The organism is Pseudomonas sp. RT6P73 (genome assembly GCF_054897715.1).
Genome location: NZ_JBUBUV010000002.1, coordinates 6,686,677 through 6,707,309 on the forward strand (window position 1 = coordinate 6,686,677; position 20,633 = coordinate 6,707,309).

General features: G+C 60.0%; 18 protein-coding genes and 1 pseudogene. 6 read left to right on the plus strand and 13 right to left on the minus strand.

The window, feature by feature from the left end; translation table 11 throughout:
- Positions 1-69: 69 nt before the first annotated feature.
- The 3 genes from ispA to ACYZT6_RS30820 all read right to left on the minus strand — a co-directional run bounded on the left by ispA (position 70) and on the right by ACYZT6_RS30820 (position 2,601).
- Positions 70-957, minus strand: coding sequence for a (2E,6E)-farnesyl diphosphate synthase (gene ispA / locus ACYZT6_RS30810; protein WP_462029852.1), 888 nt, complete (start codon positions 955-957; stop codon positions 70-72).
- Positions 954-1,196: an exodeoxyribonuclease VII small subunit gene (locus ACYZT6_RS30815; protein ID WP_007894317.1), complete on the minus strand. Its 243-nt coding sequence runs from the start codon at positions 1,194-1,196 to the stop codon at positions 954-956. The genes ispA and ACYZT6_RS30815 overlap by 4 nt, the downstream gene beginning before the upstream one ends.
- 256 nt (positions 1,197-1,452) lie before the next feature.
- Entirely contained in the window at positions 1,453-2,601 is a 1,149-nt protein-coding gene (locus ACYZT6_RS30820; RefSeq protein ID WP_462029853.1) for a Fic family protein, read from the minus strand.
- 275 nt (positions 2,602-2,876) lie between these two features.
- Between ACYZT6_RS30820 and ACYZT6_RS30825 the strand changes: the two genes are divergently transcribed.
- From ACYZT6_RS30825 to ACYZT6_RS30850, 6 genes are read left to right on the plus strand one after another with little or no spacing between them, the layout of a single operon-like run.
- The gene (locus tag ACYZT6_RS30825; RefSeq protein ID WP_462029854.1) at positions 2,877-3,665 is read left to right on the plus strand and encodes a YfaP family protein; all 789 of its coding nucleotides are present in this window, start codon (positions 2,877-2,879) and stop codon (positions 3,663-3,665) included.
- 35 nt (positions 3,666-3,700) lie between these two features.
- Positions 3,701-5,413 (plus strand): DUF2138 domain-containing protein, encoded by a 1,713-nt coding sequence (locus tag ACYZT6_RS30830; protein WP_462029855.1) that lies wholly within the window; start codon positions 3,701-3,703, stop codon positions 5,411-5,413.
- Positions 5,398-6,048, plus strand: coding sequence for a DUF1175 domain-containing protein (locus ACYZT6_RS30835; RefSeq protein ID WP_462029856.1), 651 nt, complete (start codon positions 5,398-5,400; stop codon positions 6,046-6,048). Before ACYZT6_RS30830 ends, ACYZT6_RS30835 begins: the two co-directional genes overlap by 16 nt.
- A complete protein-coding gene (locus ACYZT6_RS30840) occupies positions 6,045-10,610 on the plus strand; it encodes an alpha-2-macroglobulin family protein (protein ID WP_462030036.1) in 4,566 nt (1,521 codons plus the stop codon). The genes ACYZT6_RS30835 and ACYZT6_RS30840 overlap by 4 nt, the downstream gene beginning before the upstream one ends.
- Position 10,611: 1 nt before the next feature.
- Positions 10,612-12,231: a DUF2300 domain-containing protein gene (locus tag ACYZT6_RS30845; protein WP_462029857.1), complete on the plus strand. Its 1,620-nt coding sequence runs from the start codon at positions 10,612-10,614 to the stop codon at positions 12,229-12,231.
- A gap of 3 nt (positions 12,232-12,234) precedes the next feature.
- Positions 12,235-13,050, plus strand: a complete 816-nt coding sequence (locus tag ACYZT6_RS30850) for a YfaP family protein (RefSeq protein WP_462029858.1) — start codon at positions 12,235-12,237, stop codon at positions 13,048-13,050.
- A 34-nt stretch (positions 13,051-13,084) separates the two neighbouring features.
- Here the strand turns inward: ACYZT6_RS30850 and ACYZT6_RS30855 are convergent.
- The 10 genes and pseudogenes from ACYZT6_RS30855 to ACYZT6_RS30900 form a co-directional block, all read right to left on the minus strand.
- Positions 13,085-13,337 (minus strand): annotated as a pseudogene (locus ACYZT6_RS30855) (DUF1016 N-terminal domain-containing protein); the annotation flags it as partial.
- 132 nt (positions 13,338-13,469) lie between these two features.
- A complete protein-coding gene (locus ACYZT6_RS30860) occupies positions 13,470-13,772 on the minus strand; it encodes a type II toxin-antitoxin system RelE family toxin (protein ID WP_462029859.1) in 303 nt (100 codons plus the stop codon).
- Positions 13,762-14,001: a type II toxin-antitoxin system RelB/DinJ family antitoxin gene (locus tag ACYZT6_RS30865; protein ID WP_054616768.1), complete on the minus strand. Its 240-nt coding sequence runs from the start codon at positions 13,999-14,001 to the stop codon at positions 13,762-13,764. Before ACYZT6_RS30865 ends, ACYZT6_RS30860 begins: the two co-directional genes overlap by 11 nt.
- Before the next feature lie 475 nt (positions 14,002-14,476).
- Positions 14,477-15,223: a S24 family peptidase gene (locus ACYZT6_RS30870; RefSeq protein WP_462029860.1), complete on the minus strand. Its 747-nt coding sequence runs from the start codon at positions 15,221-15,223 to the stop codon at positions 14,477-14,479.
- 231 nt (positions 15,224-15,454) lie between these two features.
- Positions 15,455-15,982 (minus strand): inorganic diphosphatase, encoded by a 528-nt coding sequence (ppa, locus tag ACYZT6_RS30875; protein ID WP_028620880.1) that lies wholly within the window; start codon positions 15,980-15,982, stop codon positions 15,455-15,457.
- Between the two features lie 113 nt (positions 15,983-16,095).
- Positions 16,096-16,908 carry a M90 family metallopeptidase gene (locus ACYZT6_RS30880; protein WP_462029861.1) on the minus strand — a complete coding sequence of 271 codons (813 nt, stop codon included), beginning with the start codon at positions 16,906-16,908 and terminating at the stop codon, positions 16,096-16,098.
- Between the two features lie 6 nt (positions 16,909-16,914).
- Positions 16,915-17,571 (minus strand): DedA family protein, encoded by a 657-nt coding sequence (locus tag ACYZT6_RS30885; protein ID WP_461955877.1) that lies wholly within the window; start codon positions 17,569-17,571, stop codon positions 16,915-16,917.
- Between the two features lie 236 nt (positions 17,572-17,807).
- Entirely contained in the window at positions 17,808-18,266 is a 459-nt protein-coding gene (locus ACYZT6_RS30890; RefSeq protein WP_438661326.1) for a GNAT family N-acetyltransferase, read from the minus strand.
- A gap of 120 nt (positions 18,267-18,386) precedes the next feature.
- Positions 18,387-19,211, minus strand: a complete 825-nt coding sequence (gene eutC, locus ACYZT6_RS30895; protein ID WP_462029862.1) for an ethanolamine ammonia-lyase subunit EutC — start codon at positions 19,209-19,211, stop codon at positions 18,387-18,389.
- Between the two features lie 8 nt (positions 19,212-19,219).
- On the minus strand, positions 19,220-20,614 hold the full coding sequence (locus tag ACYZT6_RS30900; RefSeq protein ID WP_462029863.1) for an ethanolamine ammonia-lyase subunit EutB: 1,395 nt from the start codon (positions 20,612-20,614) through the stop codon (positions 19,220-19,222).
- Between the last annotated feature and the right edge of the window lie 19 nt (positions 20,615-20,633).

Genomic DNA, 20,633 nt, shown 5'->3' on the forward strand with positions numbered 1-20,633 from the left:
AAAGATGCGGCAGTTTACCTGATGCATCGCCCCCTGCCCACGCGTTGCTCTTTTTTGGCGGATACGCTGTCAGCTGCGCCGTTCGACGATATAACGGGCCAGATCGCGCAGTGGCTCAGCGGCCGCGTCAAACGGTCGCAGCGCGTGCAGGGCCAGATCGCGCAGTTCCAGGGCGTAAGCCTTGGCCGCGTCGAGGCCGAGCAGGGCCGGGTAGGTCGGTTTGTCACGAGCGATGTCGGCGCCTTGGCGTTTGCCGAGGGTTTCGGTATCGCTTTCGACGTCGAGAATGTCGTCCTGCACCTGGAAGGCGAGGCCGATGGCCTGCGCATAGGTCTGCAAGGATTTCAGTTCGTCCTTCTCGGCGCGGCCGCTGGCCAGGGCGCCGAGTTTGACGCTGACTTCGATCAGCGCACCGGTTTTGTGCCGGTGCATGGTTTCGAGGGCTTTTTGATCAAGCTTCAGACCGACCGAACCGAGGTCGATGGCTTGACCGCCGACCATGCCGGCCGGGCCTGCCGCCAACGCTAGAGCGCTGACCATTTGCAGGCGGATCTCTGCGTCCGAGTTGCTTAGGCGCGGATCAAGCAGGGCGCTGAACGCCAGGCTCTGCAAACCGTCACCGGCCAGGATCGCGCAGGCCTCATCGAATTTCTTGTGCGTCGTCGGCTGGCCACGACGCAGATCGTCGTCGTCCATCGCCGGCAAATCGTCGTGCACCAGGGAATAAGCGTGAATCAGCTCTACCGCGCAAGCAGCCCCGTTGGCTTGCTCAGCCTTGCCGCCGAGCGCTTCGCACGCCGCGTAGGCCAGCAGCGGGCGCACCCGTTTGCCGCCATTCATCACGCTATAGCGCATAGCTTCGTACAACCGCGCGAGCTCGGGGCTCGGCGCGTTGAACAGGGTTTCCAGCGCCGCGTTGACGCGGGCCTGGCTGGTCGCCGAATACGCTGCAATCATTCTGGCTGATCCGCGTCGAAGGGTTCCTCGGCCAACTCGCCATCACGCTCGAGCAGCACTTGAACCTTCTGCTCGGCCTGGGCCAGGGCCGCCTGGCAATCGCGGGTCAGACCGATGCCCTGCTCGAAAGCCGTCAGCGAGTCTTCCAGCGACAATTCGCCGTTCTCCAGTCGCTCCACCAGCGTTTGCAGGTCAGCGAGGGATTGTTCGAAATCCAGTGCAGCTTTTTTGCGGGCCATGGCGGCTATTTCCGGTTGACGTTAAACCGGCGCGACACTAGCAGACATGGGGGTTATGGGCAAATGAGGGCGGCATTTCCGCCACTGGTTTGAGCCTCTCCACACGCCATGTAGCAGCTGGCGAAGCCTGCGTTCGGCTGCGCAGCAGTCGTAAAACCAGAACCCACGGTCTATCAGGCATACGGCGCAATCAGGATTGACGACTGCTTCGCAGCCGAACGCAGGCTTCGCCAGCTGCTACAAATCGTGGTTTGGTTCAATAAAGTGTTGAGGCATCGGGATAGCTGATCTGGTATCGAGTATTGCGCCCACCGCCTGGCAGACGCTTCAAATAGCCTTTCTCCAGCAGTTCGCTCAGATGACGAGTGGCAGTAGCCTTCGAAACCTTCGCCACTGCCTGATACTGCGCCGCACTGATGCCATTCTCGAATCCGCGTTCCCCGCCATCCAGTAAACGATTCAGTACTTTGGTCTGCTCCGCCGTCAACGCCGACGCCTGATGTGCCTGCCAGAAACGCGCCTTGCCCAGCACTGATTCGATCCGCGTCATGGCCTGTTGCAAGCTGCGCGATAGAGTCTTCAGGAACCATTCCAGCCAATCAGTAATATCCGTCGTCGCTTTCTGGCTGGCTTCCAGTACCCGGTAATAGCCGGAACGATCTTCAAGAATGCTCGCCGACATGGCGTAGAAACGGATGGCTTGCGCCTCACCCTGAGCCAGCGCCAGATCGGTGAGGGTGCGTGTCAGGCGCCCATTGCCATCGTCGAAGGGGTGCAAAGTAACGAACCAGAAGTGCGCAATGCCGGCCCTAAGCAATGGATCGAGTCCGTCCTGGCTCCGGCTGGCTTCAAACCAGGCAAGGAACGTATCGAGTTGTTGCTCAAGGCCTGGGCGGGGCGGTGCTTCGAAATGAACGGTCGGTCTGTCGAGCCGGCCTGAAACCACCTGCATCGGCTCATCGCCGCGTAACGCGCCGACATGCATTGTTCGAGCAGCGAGGGCAGTGTCCTGATCCGGAAACAGCCATTCATGCCATTCCAGCAATCGATCCGACGTCAGCGGTTTCGCAAAGTGCTGAGTGGCATCGAGCATCAACTGCGCCAGTCCTTCGCTGCGCTGACTGACGTGATCGCCATCGATCTGCTCCAGACCCAAGCGCCTCGCCAGCGAAGAGCGGACCGAGCCCACATTCAGATGTTCACCTTCGATAGCCGAAGACGTCACGATGTTCTGCAACAACGCATCCAGTTCGCTCTGCGCGCTGAGTGAACTACCCACGGAACTGGCCATGCCCATCAGTCGACCTTGCGCCTGTACGCACTCGCGCAGCAGCGGTGTCAGGCGCTCGGCTTGCCAATTGAAATTCGGCCAGTCGGGCTGTTGCCAGATCCAGTGAGGTGCCATGAATTCGGTGCTCCGAGGTCAATGAGCCGAATAATAGCCGTATTCGGCTCATTTCGTGAGCCGAATAAACTCGCTATTCGGCTCACGGGCTCAAATGTGCGTGATTCCTACCGCAAATGTAGATGTATCCGATTGTTAAAAAACTGCCGAATGGCTAACCTTCGCGCCTTCTACGACCCAATAGTCACGGGTCTTTCTGACGAACGCAGTATTTGGATCTGTAACGCGCCGAGGATCGGGCGCAGGGTTTCGTTATGCATGGCAGGAGGCGTCACATGCGTTCATTTCTTCTAGTGCTGGCGTTGGTCTGCGCGACCGCTGCCTGGGCCGAACCGACGGCTGAGTTGTCGGAACCGGTCGGCGGCTGGCGCTTCAACGGCCTGCTCGATCGCAGTGAATACCCTCAAGTCGCCTATCCGACACCGCCCATCGACCGGGGCGTGCAGCGTAATCGCACGATGATTCAAGGCCAGCTCAAGGCCATCGGCACGCAACGCGGGCCGCACACGCTGGCCGTCAACGGCAACCCCCTGAATCTGTACACCGACGACCAGGGGCGTTTCGCCCGGCCGTATGCGTTCGGTGCCGGCTCCAACAGCGTCGAAGTGCGCAGTGCCGAAGGCAAATCCCTTAAACGCGTTCAATTCTATGAAGCCAACAACCTGCGCACCCCGGCGCGGATTCGTGTGGTGCTGGGCTGGGACGATCCGAAAGCCGAACTCGATCTGCACATCATTACCCCCGACGGCCAGCATGCATTCTGGGCTCGCCCGGCGATGAGCAACGGCGGCGGGCTGGACCCGGACGGCGTCGATGGCCCTGGCCCGGAAATGTTCACCATGACCGCGCCGATGCATGGCACCTATCTGGTTTACGTGAACTATTGGGGCAACTTCGGCAGCGGTGGCTATAACTTCGATGAGACCAGCAACCAGAACGAGGTGATCACCTCGCAGATCAACCTGGTGCTCAACGAAAACACCGTCGACGAAAAACGCGAGACCTTTATCGTGCCCCTGCGCGCGATCGGTGACCTGCTGCTGGTCAAGACTTTCAACTATTAAACATCCCGCACCACGGATGAATTGGGTTTTGTTAAATGAGCGATAACACTGTTTCCCCGGCCGCCGACGCACCTGCTGCCAAACCTTCCCGGCGCTGGCCGGCGCTGCTGGTCGGGCTGGTCTTGGTGGCCGGCGTAGCGGCCGGGTTGGGGTGGTTCATGCACAAACCCAAGGCGCCACCGGCAGAGTTGGCCAGTGACAAGCTGGGCATGAGTCGCCCGGACGGTCTGCTCGAGACCCACTCCCTGAGCCAATTGCCCAAGGACTTGCTGGCCGTGCCGTTCCTCAAGGAAACCCTGACCGAAGATTTCGTTTTCTATTACGAAGCCCATGCCGATCGCCTCGGTTTGATCGGCAGTCTGCGGCGGATCATTTACGAACATGACCTGAAGTTGCAGGACAGCCTGATCGAGCAGCTTTTCGATCAGCCGGCGGATGTGGCGCTGTGGCGCGGGGCGGACGGTCGGCTCAAGGATTTCCTGTTGGTGATGGATCGCGGTGGGCTGGCCAAGGTGCTGGAGCCGTTGGCGAAGGTCGCGCTGGATGATTCGCAACTGACCCAACTCGGTGACATCAAGGTCGCCGGCGATACGGTGCCGCTGTATCAGCTCACCTACAACAACAGCAAAGCGCTGCTGTTTGCTTCACATGGTGACAAGCTGGTGGTGCTGTCCAATCCTTCGAAACTGTACGACAACAGTAATGGTCCGATCGATGAGCGCGGCATGGTTTCGACTCAATCGCTGGAAGCGCTGCTCGGCGGCCAGAAACTGTTCCCCGAAGCCTTCGGTCTGCCACCGCGAACGCCCGAGGTGAAACAACGCCTCTCGGTCAACGCCAGCGTCCTGGCCATGGGTTACCAGCGTTTCATCCCGAATTTCGCCGGCCTGCGCTTCGACATGGACGACAAGGGTTGGCACAGCTTCCTCGCCATGGAGGAACTGGACAACCAGCCGGATTTCGATTTCAAACCGATCTGGCAAGCCATGCCCATGGGCGCGAGTGCTTGCGTGGCCTTGCCGCTCGCCGCCGAACAACAGAAACCGCTGCTGGTGAAACTCGGCGCCGAAGAAGCCGTGGCCCAGGCGCTGACCGAACACATGGCGGGTGCTGCCGGCCTGTGCTGGTACGCCGATTCGCGGCTGTACACGCCACTGCTGGTGGCCAGCCTGAACGATGATGACAGCGCCAAACTCGACGGCGACCTGGGCAATCTGTTCGGCTCGATGGTGGGTGCCTACGAAGGTAACGTTGAAGAACACGCGTTCCCGGTGGTCGAGAAACAGGAAGGCCAAAGCCATCAGTGGCAGCGCCAGGTCAGCTCCAACTTCGGTCCTTATAAAGCCAAGGATGCCGAGAACCCAGACGCGATCACCGGCAAGGCGTTCATGAAAGTCAGCCTGGCGCGTCACGGTTCGACCCTGCTGTTCTCCCTCGACGACAAGCTCGTGGACAAGGCCCTCGGCACCCTCGACAAGCGCTTCCCGCCAATGGCCGATGTGGTGCCGAAAGACCTGCTGATGCCGGTCTACTTCGGCCCGGATTCCATGGCGCAACTGATGCAACAGGAAACCCTCGACAGCTTGCCGCAGGATATGGAGCCGGTGTTCTACAACGCCGCGCAAACCTACCTGATCCCGAAACTGCGCAAGCTCGGCGGTTATGGCAAATACGCCCTGACCTTGCCCGAAGGCAGCGAGCCTGACGGCCATTGGCAGTGGCTGCCGCTGGAATGGAAGGCCCTGTGACCGCACTCATCCGAGGCCTCGGCCTGCTGGCGATGTTGCTGGGCAGTCGCGCATTTGCCGGTGAAGCCGCACCGCTGGATCCGCAGCAATCCCAGGTGTTCCGCGCCTGGTTTGTGCGCATTGCCCAGGAACAGCTGACCCAAGGCCCGAGCCCGCGCTGGTATCAGCAGGACTGCGCCGGGCTGGTGCGTTTCGCCGCCAACGAAGCGCTGAAGGCACATGACGATAAATGGCTGCGCAGCAATGGCCTGTCTAACCGCTACCTGCCGCCCGAGTTGCAATTGAGCGAAGCCCAACGTGGCCTCGCCCAGCAATGGCAGCAGGGCGGCGGCAAGGTCGGGCCTTATGTCAACGCGATCAAACTGATTCAGTTCAACAGCCATCTGGTCGGTCGGGATCTGGCGCAAGCCCGGCCTGGCGACCTGATGTTTTTCGATCAGGGCGACGACCAGCACCTGATGATCTGGATGGGCCGCTACATCGCCTATCACACCGGCACCACCACCCCCACTGACAACGGCATGCGTTCCGCGAGCCTGCAGCAACTCATGACATGGAAGGACACCCGATGGATACCCGACGCAGCCAACCCCAACTTCATCGGCGTCTATCGACTGAACTTTCTCTCCCAATGATCGGTGCCCGCATGTTGCGTTTTCTGCCTTTGCTGTTGGTTCTGGTGCTGCCGTTTTCAGCGGTCAACGCCGAAGACACCGTCGAGTCGAGCGGCTACACGCCGGTGGCCGGTGAAAGCTTTTTCCTGCTGGCCGACAGCAGTTTCGCCAGCGACGAACAGGCGATGGTGCGCCTCGAAGCGCCGGGCCGCGACTATCGCCGGTTCCGCATGGAGCCTTACGGCGGCGCCGACATTCGGGTGTATCGCATCGACAAGCCGCTGGATTTCCTCAAGCGCCAGAAGAACCTGCACCGGGTGGTCAGTGACGGTCAATTCAAGGGCGAAGGCCTGTCGAATACCCTCGCGTACCTGTGGGACAACTGGTACCGCAAATCCCGTCGGGTGATGCAGCGGGCGTTTTCCTACGAGTCGCGAAAACAAGTCACCGAGGAAGTGCCGGAACTGAAGATGGGCAGCGCGATTGCCGCGCCAACGCCTTACGACGCACAGTCGCAATTCGCCCTGATTCCGGGTTTGCCGGTGGTCAGTCAGTTCCGTTATCCGCTGTGGCAAGCCAAGCCGATCCAGCCGCCTACCGGTGTGAATCTGGCCGGCTCTTCCAGCGAATTCGTCAGCGTCGCACCGGGCAACGTGTACATCCCGTTGGGCAACTTGAAACCCGGCCTGTACCTGGTGGAAGCGCTGATCGGCAAGTACCGCGCGACCACCATGGTCTTCGTCTCCAACACCGTGGCCGTGAGCAAGATTGCCGGTGATGAGCTGGTGGTCTGGGCCGCGCGCAAGCACGAAGGCAGTTCGGTGCCAAAAGTGAATGTGCTGTGGACCGATGGCCTCGGCGTGATGAGCAGCGGCGCCACCGATGCCGATGGTTTGCTGCGCCTGAAACACGTCAGCCCCGAGCGTTCGTTCGTGATCGGCGAGGACGAAGAGGGCGGGGTGTTTGTCTCCGAGAACTTCTATTACGACAGCGAAATCTACGACACCAAACTCTATGCCTTCACCGACCGACCGCTGTATCGGCCGGGGGATTGGGTGTCGCTGAAAATCGTCGGCCGCGAGTTCAAGAATGCGCGCGATTCGGTGTTGCCAACCGCTGCCGACGTCAACGTGACCGTGCTCGACGCCACCGGCACTGCGCTGCAATCGTTGGCGCTGAAACTCGATTCCAAGGCGGGCACTCAAGGCCGTTTCCAGTTGCCGGACAACGCCGTGGCCGGCGGTTATGAACTGCGTTTCAGCTACAAGGATCAGGCCTACAGCAGCGCCTTCCGGGTTGCCGAATACATCAAGCCGCACTTCGAAATCTCGCTGAACCTGGCCAAGCAGGATTACCGCACCGGCGAACCGGTCAAGGGCAATCTGGTGCTGCTGTACCCGGACGGCAAGCCGGTGGTGAACGCCAAATTGAGCCTGAGCCTGCGTGCCCAGCAACTGTCGATGGTCGACAACGAGCTGCAATACCTCGGGCAATTCCCGGTGGAGCTGACCAGCACCGAACTGACTACCGACGCCAAGGGCAACGCGACCCTCGACCTACCGGCCGCTGAAAAACCGAGCCGCTATATGCTCACCGTGTTCGCCAGCGATGGCGCGGCGTATCGGGTCAAGACCACCAAGGAAATCCTCATCGACCGTGGCGCCGCGAGTTTCCGCCTGAGCGCCCCGCAGCGGTTCAGCGCAGTAGGCGACAAGGTTGCGTTCAGCTACGCCAACGAAGGCGGAAGCGAGGAGAGCAAATCGGTCACGCCGGGCAGCTACAGCTGGGTGCGTCTGGAAGACCAGAGCACCGGCGACGGCAAGCTTGCCGCAACCGAAAAAGGTTTCACGTTGGCCTTCGAGCGTCCGGGCACCTACAACCTGACGTTGAAGGATGACCATGGTCGAGTCGTCGGTGCGACTGGTCATTCGGTCACTGGGGAGGGCGTCAAAGCGGTGCCGGGTACTGTGGAAATCGTCCTCGACAAACCCGAGTACAAGGCAGGCGATGAAACCCTGGCGCTGATCACTTTCCCTGAGCCAGTGAGCGATGCATTGCTGTCGCTGGAACGCGACAAAGTTGAGGCAACGGCGCTGCTGTCCAAGGGCGGCGACTGGCTGAAAATGGAAAAACTCAGCGATACGCAGTACCGCGCGCGCATTCCGGTAAAGGACGACTTCGCGCCGAACCTGACGTTCTCGGTGCTGTACACCAAGGGCGGCCAGTACAGCTTCCAGAACGCCGGCATCAAGGTGATCGCGCCGCAAATCGACGTCGCCATTGCCACCGATAAAGAGTCGTACCAGCCGGGCGATACCGTGTCGGTTGACCTGACCACCCAGTTCGCCGGCAAGCCGATTCCGGCGCACCTGACGGTCAGCGTGGTCGACGAAATGGTCTACGCGCTGCAACCGGAAGTCGCGCCAACCATCGACCAGTTCTTCTACCACCCGCGCCGCAACAACGTACGCACCAGCGCCAGTCTGTCGTTCATCAGCTACGACGTTGCGTTGCCGGGCAGCCCTGGCGCACCGGGCAAAGCCAACCGCAGCGAACGGGGCGTGAAAGTGCTGGAGCGGCCACGTCGTGAAGACGTCGACACCGCCGCGTGGCAGCCGGAATTGATCACCGACGTCAACGGCAAAACCCGCTTCACGTTCAAGATGCCGGACTCGCTGACCCGCTGGCGCATCACTGCGCGGGCCATCGCCGATGACGGTCAGGTCGGGCAGAAGAAGCAATTCGTGCGCTCGGAAAAACCGCTGTACCTGAAGTGGAGCGGCCCGACCAAATTCCGCAATGGCGACAAACCGGACCTCGGTGTGTTCGCCTTCAGTCAGGCCGAGAAACCGGTCAAGGCTGAGCTGGTGATTCACTACGGCGGCGCCGAACAGCGCGTGCCGGTGACGCTGAACAACGGCATCAACTACATCGCGCTACCGGCCTTCGCACTGGCCTCTGGCGAGTGGGCCGCCGAGCTGGTGCAGGACGGCAAAACCGCCGACGCATTGGCCGTGCACCTGACCGCTACCGGCGAAGGCTGGCAGGTCACGCAAAGCCAAAGCCTGGACGTGGCCAGCGGTGACACGCCGCTGACCTTGCCGGCGGACGCCAGCGATATTCGCCTGCGTCTGGATGACAGTCCGCAAGCGCTGTTCCGTTCGGCGCTCGATGATTTGCTCAGCTATCCGTATGGCGGCGTTGAACAAACCGCTAGCCGATTGCTGCCGCTGAGCATCGCGTATCCGGCCTTGTCGTCTAACCCGCAAATTCGCGATCGCTTGCGCCTGATCATGCAAAACAGCCGTCTGCGCCTGGTGCAAATGGCCGGGCCTTCCGCGAGTTTCACCTGGTGGGGCATGGACGGCGAGCCGGATGCGTTCCTCACTGCGTATGCCTATTACGCCGACTGGCACGCCAGCAAAGCGCTGGAGCTGAGCCTGCCGCCGGAGCATTGGCAGCGGGTGCTGGAGGTCTATTCGAAGCAGGCGAAAAACACACCGTTGTTGCAGCGGGCGTTGATTCTGTCGTTCGCCAAGCAGATGCAATTGCCGGTCAACACGTTGCTCAGTGGGTTGATGGAAGATCTGGCGAAAGCAGGCGAGGGGAATGCGGCGAACCTGATGGAGGATGGCGAGGACAGCCTTGTCATGAGCGATCCGGATTCGGCGCTCGGCTTGGCGGCTGCTCGTGTGCTGACGGCCTCTTTGGCTAAGCCGTCGAAGGTGGCTTTGCCCGACGCATTCAATCGTCAACTGCCCGACGCGCAACAGCGTCTGGCCGTCAGTTCTCAGCCATTTGCCGAAGCCTTGAACCTGTCGCTGCAACCCTTCGATCAGGCTCACGCGGCAGCGTTGTTGCAACGTTTGCTGCCGCAGCAATCGACCCTGGAACGCGCGTTGGCGCTGACCTGGTTGCAACGCAGCATCGAGCAGGCGTCGCCGACGATTGCACTGGCACCGGGTGAAGGCTGGAAGAAAGAACACGGTGATACCGGTGAGGTGTACTGGACGTGGCAGGGTGCCTCGCCCGTGCCGACACTGTTGTCGCTGACCGGGACGCAAGAACGTCCGCTGCGCGCCGCGTTGAGCTTCCAGACGAAGCAACCACCGGTTGATCCGATGGCTGTGACCATCACTCGTCGCCTGTCGCGCTTGGTGCCGGGTGACGAAGCGTTCACCTTCAAGCTCGAAGCGGTCGGCACCAAGCCGTTGTCCAGCGACAGCCTGTACTTGGACGAAGTGATCATCACCAGCAAAGCCGCGAAACCGCTGCGCTACGGGATGATCGAAGTGCCGCTGCCGCCGGGTGCTGATGTCGAGCGCACCACGTGGGGCATCAAGTTGATGGGTAAGGCTGGCACCGAACCGACGGCGCTGGAGAAGGCCCGTTTCGAACCGGGTCAGATGGCGTACGCGATTCCGGTGGATGCCCTGAGCGGCGAACTGCGCCTGCGCCACTTGGTGCGCTTCTCGCAGAAAGGCCAGTTCAACCTGCCGCCGGTGCGTTTCACTCAGGTCTACGCGCCACAACATCAGGCCCAGGAACAAAAACCGGCCCTCGGTCAGGTCACGGTCAACTGACATGACCCGACCGCTGGTCTGGTGGCTGCTGTGTTTGATTCCTGCGCTGGCGACAGCGCAGGAGGAACCGCTGCGGCTGGGCTTCAAGGGTGAGTTGATTTCGTTGAGCCCGACTCAGGTGATTTTCCGCGAGCCGATGCCTGTCGATTTGCAGGCGCCATTGGGCAGTTTGTGGAAGTTGTTCGTTTACGGCTGGCTGGTGGATACCGGCGCCCGTGAACCGGCGTATGAGTGCCGCGGGCAGTCGAAAGAGGAAGTTTATTGCTGCACGGCTGGCGGCAAGATTGAGCGCGATCAAGCGTTGGTGAAGTCGTGCGGTTTGTACTTTGAGCCTGCGCGATTGGGTATTTCTGATGCTGGCTGGCGGGAGTATTGGCAGGCACGGCAGGCGCCGGAATGGTTGCTGAACTTGCCTTCGTTGCAGCCTTCTACGCGTGTGTCGGTGGCGGAATTGCTGAAAGTGCTGGCGGTGATGCCGGCGCAGGATCAGGCTCGGAGGGTGTTGCTGGACGTGGTACTCAATGCGGCTGACGGCAATGTCGTCGGCGAGCTCGGTGGCCGATTACGGGTGAAAACCTGGAGCTGGTTGGGCGATCAGGATCCATCGTCGCGCCAGGGCGGGTTTGCCGGCTGGATGACGGATGGCACGCCGATCTGGGCGGGTGGGCGCGGGACCAGCCAGATGGTGCTTCGTCATTATGGCGCTGCGTTGGCTTCGGTATTGCCGGTGGATTGGCCCTCAGATGCAGGTCGATGCGTCGAGGTCGGTCTGTTTTCGCGTTATCCGATCGGGCGTGTTCTGGCGGGGGATCAGGTTGTTTCTTCCGGGCCTCTGCAGGGCGATTATCGCGTTGAATTCGCCAATGGCAATCAGCTGGATATCCACAGTGAGGGTGAGCTGTTTCTGTTGAAGGACAAGCTCGTCGCCCGGCTGGACCGTGAAGAATACGTCGCCCGCGTCCTCCAGCGCGAAGCCAAACCCGAACCTGCTGAAGCCGCTAAAGCACTGGCCATTGCGATAAGAACCTACCTGCTGCAAAACGCCACCCGCAACGGCGATTGCCTGAGCATCGACGACAGCAGCAGCCGACAACGCGTCGCCCCACGCCCGGCCACCCCCGAATCACGCCACATCGCCGCCTGGACCAGCGACCTGGTCCTCGCCGGCAGCACCGTCACCTATCACTCCGACCAACCCGGCCCGGACAAACTTTCCTGGCAGCACGCCGTCGAACAAGCCAACGCCGGCCAACGCTACGACGCCATCCTGCTGCACGCCTACCCGCGCGCCAGCCTCAGTCGCTGGGACAACCCCGTCGCCTCCTGCGAAGCACTGCCCGCCGCGCAAGATTGGCTACAACAGCAACGCCGCGTCTGGCGTCCGCGTTTGGAAAGCGAGGTCGGCTACAACGACGTCAGCACCTTCGCCGTCTGCCGCCTGGCCTTCGGCCGCCCCTATGTCGACCGCGAACGCCAGCGCATCTACGTGCGCGGCGTGCTGTCGCTGCAGGACCGCCTCGACCTGACCCACGAATACCTGCACCTGGCCTTCGAAGCACACCCCAACGGCCAGGATGAAACCTACATTGAAGGGCTCGCCCGCCACCTCTTGCTGGAATAGGCCATGAAACTCCGTTATCCACAGGTCTTCCTGTTCCTTTGTTCATTTTGTGTATTGCCGACGGTGTTTGCGGCTGAGAGCGGCGTGAAAGTTGATACGCCCGTTGGCGGCTGGCGCACCGGCGCGTCCGAAGGTGAAGGTGAAAGCTTTCGTCAGACCGTCAACTACCCGGCCTCATCGGTGAATACGCCGGTGGGCCAGGCCAATACGGCGCGTATCACGGGGCAGATCAAAGCCGCGCCCAAGTCAGGTGAGCCGGGACGGTTGATCGTCAACGGCGTCAGCATGCCGCTGAAGATTGATCCGGCTGGGCGCTTTGATCGACCGTTCTCGTTTCCCAATGGCAGCAACAGCGTTGAAGTTCGTAGCCCGGATGGGCAGCAGCGGCATCGGACGCAATTTCTCAATGCCAGTGGCGGCGCTACGCCGGCCAAGTTGCGGGTGTTGCTGGCTTGGGATAGCGATGGGACGGATCTGGATCTGCACCTCATCACCCCCGATGGCGCGCACATCTGGTACGGCGATCGTGTTGCGCCCAATGGTGCGGCGCTGGATGTTGATGTGACGACGGGGTATGGGCCGGAGATCTTCGCCATGCCAGTGCCGATCAAGGGGCAGTATCTGGTGTACGTGAATTACTTCGGGGGTGGGTATCGGAGTGATGAGGAAGGGCAGGAGGAGGCGGTTCAGCCGCTGACCACGGCGCAGGTGACGGTGATTACGGAAGAGGGGACGCCGAATGAGAAGATGGAGACGTTCCTGGTGCCAATGCGGGCGGTGGGGGAATTGACGTTGGTTAAGGGGTTTAGTTATCCGTGAGGCTCAGAGACAGCGACCGCAGCATTTGCACGCGGTTGCGCTTCTGAGCCTTCGTACCATACAGCTCCGGATCCGGCCCAACAGGCCAGACCTGCAATTTTTCCAGCAGCGCTAACTGGTGATACCAAGGCAACTGTGCAAGCACCTCCTGCACAATTTTTACGTCTGGCGCTTCGGGAAGGGCACGCATGTATTTGAGGTTGCGTGGAAGAAAACCTTTGATGTCGGAAAAAGCGCAAATCCTGAGCCAAGTAGTCGAGCACTTTGGCTCCTCGGCCCTGTTGTGCATGCCCAAAACGCTAGCCACGGCCACGGCCACGGCCACGGCCACAGCCGCGACGTAAGGTCAAGCTCAGTTGCAGAAGCTGGAACGCAGCCTCGCCCAACATTTGTCGCAGCAGTTCTGCGACTAAATCAAATTAGTCAGCAGGCTGCTGACCGATTCTGTCCTGCGCATCTTGGTAAGCGACTTCACGCTCGCGCTTCCCGATGGCAACCACAAACACCACTACTTCCTGATCGAGGACCTGGTAGATCAGCCGATAGCCGGCGCTTCGTAATTTGAGTTTGTAGCAGTCAGGTAGTTGGCGAAGCCGATTGGCTTCAATACGAGGATTTTCGAGTATTTCCGCAAGCTTCTTCTTGAACTGTTGGCGTAACGTGTCGCCCAGTTTGTTCCACTCTTTCAAAGCGCGACGATCAAATTCGAGGCTATAGGTCATCCAGGCTTACCTTGACTCGCTGAGGGGCGGCAAGACGTTCGGTGACCACTGCGATGAGCGCTTCATCCTCTTCGCTGAGTAGTGCAGCTTTGAAAGGTAATTTGCCGCGTTCGGCGACGTATTGAAGGGTTTGGCGCAGGAGCTCGGAAGGCGTTACCCCAAGCTTTTCCAGCTCAGCAAATGAACGCTGTTTCAGATCATCGTCGATGCGGATGTTGATGGAAGCCATGATGGAAGACCTGTAATGACGTTTGTCGTTACGGTACCAATTGCGGTGCTAGCCAGACAACCCCTCATTCAGACTATTCGATGACAGGCATGCTTTGATTCAGGCATTAAAAAGCCGGCTTGTGGCCGGCTTCTCGGGGACTGGCTTGGTTCATTTTTGGTAAACCGCGCCAGCCTTCAAAACGTACACCCGGATCTTGCGTCCGGCTGTGGGACTCGGCGAGAAAATCATCTGCCTTGTCGGTGCGATCAGCGCCGCGGGGCGGGGTAATGCGCAAATGTGGGGCGCAGCATACTGATTTTTTTGGGGGATTCCCAGTGCGGTGTGCGTCTTAGAGCTATCGGGGTTCGGGATCAAGTGATCCGCCCGGATTTTTAGGGTGAGTGTTCCGCCCTCATCGCGAGCAGGCTCGCTCCCACATGGATTGCGCAGTACCTGTGGGAGTGAGCCTGCTCGCGATGAGTACGGCGCGGTGTTACAGAAACGGCACCGCCGGCCTCCGTTTATTCAGCGTCGACCACCAGAACACCCACCCCAACACCCTGATGTTCTGCTTATCAATCTGCTCGGCATTGAAGATCTCATCCGGGTGCTCAGCCTGGTTGTAGCTGCGCAATCGAAGGGCATTGCCCGGCATCCGGTGCAGGTATTTGATTCGCAGCATTCCGTCGTGCTCGATGGCGTAGATTTCCCCATCAATCACCTTGGTCAGTCCACGGTCGATGGCGAGTGTGGAGCCGTCTTCAATCCTGGCTCCCATGCCGTTGCCGAGCATGTGAACGCAGAACACATCCGCATGGTTGATTTCCAGGGAGTCGAGGTGGCTTTTGGGTAGGCGGATGAATTGGCCGGGGTCTTCGATGACGTGGGTTTTACAGGACCCCGGGGCGATGGGCATTTCTTTGTAGACGGGCAACTCGACATCGGTGGGTTCGATTACCGTGTAGATCCCGCGGATGGCCTGGGCGTCGAAGGTGTTGCCTGACTCGTCGAGCAGGCGCAAGTGTTTTGAGCTTTGTGGGCCTTCGCCGGTCTTGAGCCAGTCGCTGTTTACCGACAGTAGTCTGGAGACTTCTTCCATGCGGTAGGCGGGCACACCGCGGGTGTACCAGTTATGGATGTTTTGCGGCTCCGTGTCGAAGAAAGCGGCAAATCCTGTCGTCGTTATTTTCGCTTCTTCGAGGAGCGTCTTAAACCGTGGGCCGCTAGTGTTCTTTTTCATAAACACGAGTCTACGGGCGCAGGGCGGGGCTTTGAATAAACGAACCGTTCAAATTTCGAGGGAAATTTACGACCGGATGTAAGACGTATTTGGAACAAATTAAACAAGAAAAAACGTTGTGTTCGATAAATAAACGCCCTGTTTAAAAGACGCTTAATGGACGCCCACAAAAAAACCCCGGATCAACCGGGGTTTTCTTCAAGTCGTCACAGGCGCGAGGCCAATGGCGTCTCAGCCTTTATAGGCAGCAACTGACTTCATGATCTCGGTGCGAGCGGCTTCTGCGTCGCCCCAACCTTCGATCTTCACCCATTTGCCTTTTTCGAGGTCTTTGTAGTTCTCGAAGAAGTGCTTGATCTGCTCCAGCAGCAGCGGAGGCAGATCGGTATATTCCTTCACGTCGACGTACAGCTGGGACAGCTTGTCGTGTGGGACTGCGATGACTTTGGCATCGCCGCCGCCGTCGTCGGTCATGTGCAGGATACCCACTGGACGAGCGCGGATGACCGAGCCTGGTGCAACCGGGTAAGGGGTCACGACCAGCACGTCGAGGGGATCACCGTCGTCAGCCAGGGTGTTCGGGATGAAACCGTAGTTGGCCGGGTAGAACATCGGGGTGGCCATGAAACGGTCAACGAACAGGCAATCGCTGTCTTTGTCGATTTCGTATTTGATCGGCGCGTGGTTGGCCGGAATCTCGATCGCGACGTAGATGTCGTTCGGCAGGTCTTTGCCAGCCGGAATCTTGCTGTAGCTCATTGGGCGGTGCCCCCGTTAGTTGACCAAAAACACTTGGCCGGATTGACCAAAAAGTGGCGGCGATTATAGGCATATTCCTGCGCCGACGCCACGTACCAGAGGTCGTAGAGACCTTAGTCGTGTGCCTGATAGACCGGGTCTTCGGCCAGAAGTTGCCGCAGTCGGGCCAGCGGGTCCTGGCGGTAAAACAGCTTCAGCTGCTCATAGACCTGAGGATACACCTCGTGCAGCAAATCCGGGGCGCTGAAGAAGTATTCGCTGGTGACCGCGAAGAACTCGGCGGGGTTTTCCGCCGCGTACGGGTCGATGGCTGTTTCGGCGTCCGGATTGCGGTCAAGGTGCCGGTTAAGGTCATCGTAGGCGTGCTGCATGACCTTGGCCCAGTCGCTGACCCGCATATCGGGGTGCAGCGGTGGCAGGCCGTTGGCGTCACCGTTGAGCATGTCGAGTTTGTGCGCGAGTTCGTGGATCACCAGGTTGTAGCCTTCCCAGCCGCCGCTGGCCATCACGCCGGGCCAGGCGAGGATGATCGGGCCTTGCTGCCAGGCTTCGCCGCTGTGTTCGCCGTCCCACTCGTGCTCGACGCCGCTGGCATCGCGATGACGTTGGGGGCTGAGGAAGTCGTCGGGGTAGAGGACGATCTCGTGGAATCCCTGGTACCAATTCAGATCGCCCAGGTGCAGCAGTGGCAATTGCGCTTGAGCGGCGAGCAGCAGACGTTGCTCCTGGTGGAGTTCGACGCCGGGCAGGGCGGTCAGGTGTTTATCTTCCAGGAACAGCACGCTGGCTTCGCGCAGCCATTGATCTTCGGCGGCGCTGAGGCCATCGAGAAAACTCAAGTGCTGGCGCACCCGTTGCCACCGGTCGTCGGCAATCGGGTGTCTGGCCAGGATGCGCCGGCGACGCCAGGCGCTCAGGGACCACATCGCGAGTCAGCGCGATTGGGCTTTAGAAGCTCTGTTGCCGAAGCGGCTGCGGACCACACCGATGATCATCGGCACCAGCGACAGCAGGATGATGCCCACCACCAGCAGCGAAAGATTGGTCTTGATGAACGGTACGTTGCCGAAGAAGTAACCGAGAGTCACCAAGCCGCCGACCCACAAAATGGTGCCGAGGACGCTGAAGGCAAAGAAACGCAGGTAAGGCATTTTGGCGACGCCGGCGACGAACGGTGCAAACGTGCGGATGATCGGCAGGAAACGCGCCAGGGTCACGGTTTTGCCACCGTGCTTGTCGTAGAAATCGTGGGTCTGTTGCAGGTAATCGCGACGGAAGATTTTCGAGTTCGGGTTGCTGAACAAGCGTTCGCCCGCTGTGCGGCCGATCACGTAGTTGGTGCTGTCGCCGAGGATCGCCGCCAGCATCAGCAGGCCGCCCAGCAACACCGGGTCCATGCCGCCGCCGGCCGCTACGGCGCCCGCGATGAACAGCAGAGAGTCGCCCGGCAGGAATGGCATGACCACCAGACCGGTTTCGCAGAAGATCACCAGAAACAGGATGGCGTAGATCCATGGCCCGTAGTTGTTCACCAGCAAGTCGAGGTAAACATCGAGATGCAGGATAAGGTCGATCGGGTTGAAATCCATGGAGAGCACCTGTGGTGACGGCCAGACTCAGCAGGCCTGTGCGACTTCGCGAAAGCCTACAGATGAGTGTAGTTTTTCTTACAAGCCGAAAAGGCCGGCATTATACGGGCTGACTTGTGAAACGCGCGTCGAGATTGTAGCGGGGGATGTCTATGGCGCGATCGGAAGTCTAGTGACAATAAATAACCCTTCTGTGATGAGGGCGCACGATCCCTCATCACAGAAGCCGGCAAGCATCAGAGCTCGTCGCTGATCGGTAACACGTAGTTCTTGAACTCGGTATCTTCCTTGAACCCGATGGACTCATAGGTCTTCTGCGCGATTTCGTTGTCGCTGCTGGTGGATACGCGCATGCGCACGGCATTGGTTTCCTTGGCCATTTTTTTCGCGGTGCGCATCAGGTTGTCTGCGACTAACTGACGGCGGGCATCTTCGGCGACGTAGATGTCGTTGAGAATCCACACGCGTTTGAGCGAAAGGGACGAAAAGCTCGGGTACAACTGACAGAAACCCATCAGTTTGTCGTCGGAGTCGGCCAGCGCCAGGTAAATCACCGATTCCTTGCGCCGCAAGCGTTTTTCGAGGAACGCCCGGGAGGAGTCCGGATAGGCCAGTGAGCCATAAAACTCGCGATATTTGACGAACAACGGGGTCAGCAGGTCCAGATGTTCGAGGGTCGCTTGGATAATCCGCATGGATAGGTCTCGTCTTCAAGTGGCTGTCTTCACGTGCTCTGACGGCGAACGGTTCTTCACTCGGGCAGCCGTGCATCGATCCTGCCTGAAATCGGAACAGAAACGCAATGCGGAAACGGTTCAGGTATTCAGCGGGCTCAGTAGGAAATTACCTTTCATGTCTGCACCTGCGTCCGACTCCAGCGTCTGAACCTGGGCTTCGTCCTTCAAATTGACCCCCGACAACTGCCGCCGACAAGCCTCGCGCATCAGGTACAACAAGCGGTGTGCCGCCATTCCGTAGCTCAGGCCCTCAAGCCGGACATTGGAGATGCAGTTGCGGTAGGCATCGGTCAGTCCGACCTTTGGATTGTAAGTGAAATATAAACCCAGACTGTCCGGGGAACTGAGGCCAGGGCGTTCACCGATCAGGATCACCACCATTTTCGCGCCGAGCAGCTCGCCAATCTCGTCGGCCACGGCGACCCGGCCTTGCTCCACCAGCATCACCGGCGACACGGACCAGCCTTCAGCCTCGATCTGCTCTTGCATCCGCGCCAGAAAAGGCAAGGTATGACGATGAACGGCCAGCGCCGACAAGCCATCGGCGACCACGATCACCAAGTCCACCCCGCCAGGTTTGGCCTGCGCGTATTCGCGCAGGGTCTGGGCCGAGTCATCGCTCAACTTGCGCCCCAGATCGGGGCGCTGCAAGTAACTGTCCCGGTTCGGGGCTGCACTGTGCAGCAGCAAACTCTCGCGCCCGGCTTCGGCCAATTGGGAACTGAGCCCGGCATGGTCGAACGGCAAGTGCACCGCGTCCCGGGCTTGTGCGTGAGCGTACTGGAAATCCAGTTGCGCACTGGTCGGCATGCTGGTGCCGGCGCGACCCAGGGCAATTCTCGCCGGGGTCAGGCGACGCAGTTCCAGCAACGGATTCTCTGGATCAACGGGTGGTTTATCCATTTCAACACTCATCCCAGTTGCGCCATCGCTTGGCGGAAGGCGGGCGGCAGGCTGTCGCCGAAGTGAATCTTGCCGTCTGCCTGGGTCAGGATGCCCATTTTCGCCAGCCAGTGTTCGAACTCCGGCGCCGGTTTCAGGCCCAGCGTCTGACGGGCGTAAAGGGCGTCATGGAACGAGGTGGTCTGGTAGTTGAGCATGATGTCATCGGAACCCGGGATGCCCATGATGAAGTTGATCCCGGCGACGCCCAGCAGGGTCAGCAGGGTGTCCATGTCGTCCTGATCGGCTTCGGCGTGGTTGGTGTAGCAGATGTCGCAGCCCATCGGCACGCCCAGCAGCTTGCCGCAGAAGTGGTCTTCGAGGCCGGCGCGAATAATCTGTTTGCCGTTGTAGAGGTATTCCGGGCCGATAAATCCTACAACGGTGTTGACCAGGAACGGTTTGAAATGGCGCGCCACGGCGTAGGCGCGGGTTTCGCAGGTCTGTTGATCGATGCCGTGGTGGGCGTTGGCTGACAGGGCACTGCCCTGGCCGGTCTCGAAATACATCAGATTCTGGCCCAGCGTGCCGCGATTCAGGCTCAGGCCAGCGTCATAACCTTCCTGCAGGACATTCAGGTTGATGCCGAAACTGGCGTTGGCCGCTTCGGTCCCGGCGATCGACTGGAAGACCAGGTCCAGCGGAACACCGCGATTGATCGCTTCGATGGACGTGGTGACGTGGGTTAAAACGCAAGCCTGTGTAGGAATCTCGTAGCGCTGGATGATCGCGTCGAGCATTTCCAGCATGGCGCAGATCGAGGCGATGCTGTCGGTGGCCGGGTTGATCCCGATCATCGCGTCACCATTGCCGTACAGCAAGCCGTCGAGAATGCTCGCCGCAATGCCGGCCGGTTCGTCGGTGGGGTGGTTGGGTTGCAGGCGTGTGGATAACCGCCCGCGCAAACCCATCGTGCCGCGGAATTTCGTGACCACGCGGATTTTTTGCGCCACCAGCACCAGATCCTGCACGCGCATGATCTTCGACACGGCGGCGACCATCTCAGGGGTCAGGCCGGGAGCCAGGGCGCGCAAGCTCCGTTCGTCGGCGGCATCGCTCAGCATCCAGTCACGAAAACCGCCGACAGTGAGGTGGCTTACCGTCGAGAAGGCTTGTTTGTCGTGAGTGTCGATGATCAGTCGGGTGACTTCATCGGCCTCGTAAGGAATCAGTACTTCTTGTAGGAAGTGCGTCAGCGGAATGTCAGCCAGGGCCATTTGCGCAGCCACCCGTTCGCCATCATTGAGGGCAGCGACGCCGGCCAGAAAGTCCCCGGAGCGCGCCGGACTGGCCTTGGCCATGACGTCCTTGAGGCTCGCAAAGTGGTAGGTCTGGGCGCCGACCGTGTGAGCAAAACTTGCCATACAGATTCTCCGTGACGGC

Coding starts and splice junctions, on each gene's coding strand:
- eutC (WP_462029862.1), bottom strand. CDS start 19,211: ATGGATAAACCACCCGTTGATCCAGAGAATCCGTTGCTGGAACTGCGT.
- ACYZT6_RS30870 (WP_462029860.1), bottom strand. CDS start 15,223: ATGAAAAAGAACACTAGCGGCCCACGGTTTAAGACGCTCCTCGAAGAA.
- ACYZT6_RS30840 (WP_462030036.1), top strand. CDS start 6,045: ATGATCGGTGCCCGCATGTTGCGTTTTCTGCCTTTGCTGTTGGTTCTG.
- ACYZT6_RS30860 (WP_462029859.1), bottom strand. CDS start 13,772: ATGACCTATAGCCTCGAATTTGATCGTCGCGCTTTGAAAGAGTGGAAC.
- ACYZT6_RS30865 (WP_054616768.1), bottom strand. CDS start 14,001: ATGGCTTCCATCAACATCCGCATCGACGATGATCTGAAACAGCGTTCA.
- ACYZT6_RS30815 (WP_007894317.1), bottom strand. CDS start 1,196: ATGGCCCGCAAAAAAGCTGCACTGGATTTCGAACAATCCCTCGCTGAC.
- ACYZT6_RS30850 (WP_462029858.1), top strand. CDS start 12,235: ATGAAACTCCGTTATCCACAGGTCTTCCTGTTCCTTTGTTCATTTTGT.
- ACYZT6_RS30835 (WP_462029856.1), top strand. CDS start 5,398: ATGGAAGGCCCTGTGACCGCACTCATCCGAGGCCTCGGCCTGCTGGCG.
- ACYZT6_RS30820 (WP_462029853.1), bottom strand. CDS start 2,601: ATGGCACCTCACTGGATCTGGCAACAGCCCGACTGGCCGAATTTCAAT.
- ACYZT6_RS30825 (WP_462029854.1), top strand. CDS start 2,877: ATGCGTTCATTTCTTCTAGTGCTGGCGTTGGTCTGCGCGACCGCTGCC.
- ispA (WP_462029852.1), bottom strand. CDS start 957: ATGATTGCAGCGTATTCGGCGACCAGCCAGGCCCGCGTCAACGCGGCG.
- ACYZT6_RS30830 (WP_462029855.1), top strand. CDS start 3,701: ATGAGCGATAACACTGTTTCCCCGGCCGCCGACGCACCTGCTGCCAAA.
- ACYZT6_RS30900 (WP_462029863.1), bottom strand. CDS start 20,614: ATGGCAAGTTTTGCTCACACGGTCGGCGCCCAGACCTACCACTTTGCG.
- ACYZT6_RS30885 (WP_461955877.1), bottom strand. CDS start 17,571: ATGGATTTCAACCCGATCGACCTTATCCTGCATCTCGATGTTTACCTC.
- ACYZT6_RS30845 (WP_462029857.1), top strand. CDS start 10,612: ATGACCCGACCGCTGGTCTGGTGGCTGCTGTGTTTGATTCCTGCGCTG.
- ppa (WP_028620880.1), bottom strand. CDS start 15,982: ATGAGCTACAGCAAGATTCCGGCTGGCAAAGACCTGCCGAACGACATC.
- ACYZT6_RS30890 (WP_438661326.1), bottom strand. CDS start 18,266: ATGCGGATTATCCAAGCGACCCTCGAACATCTGGACCTGCTGACCCCG.
- ACYZT6_RS30880 (WP_462029861.1), bottom strand. CDS start 16,908: ATGTGGTCCCTGAGCGCCTGGCGTCGCCGGCGCATCCTGGCCAGACAC.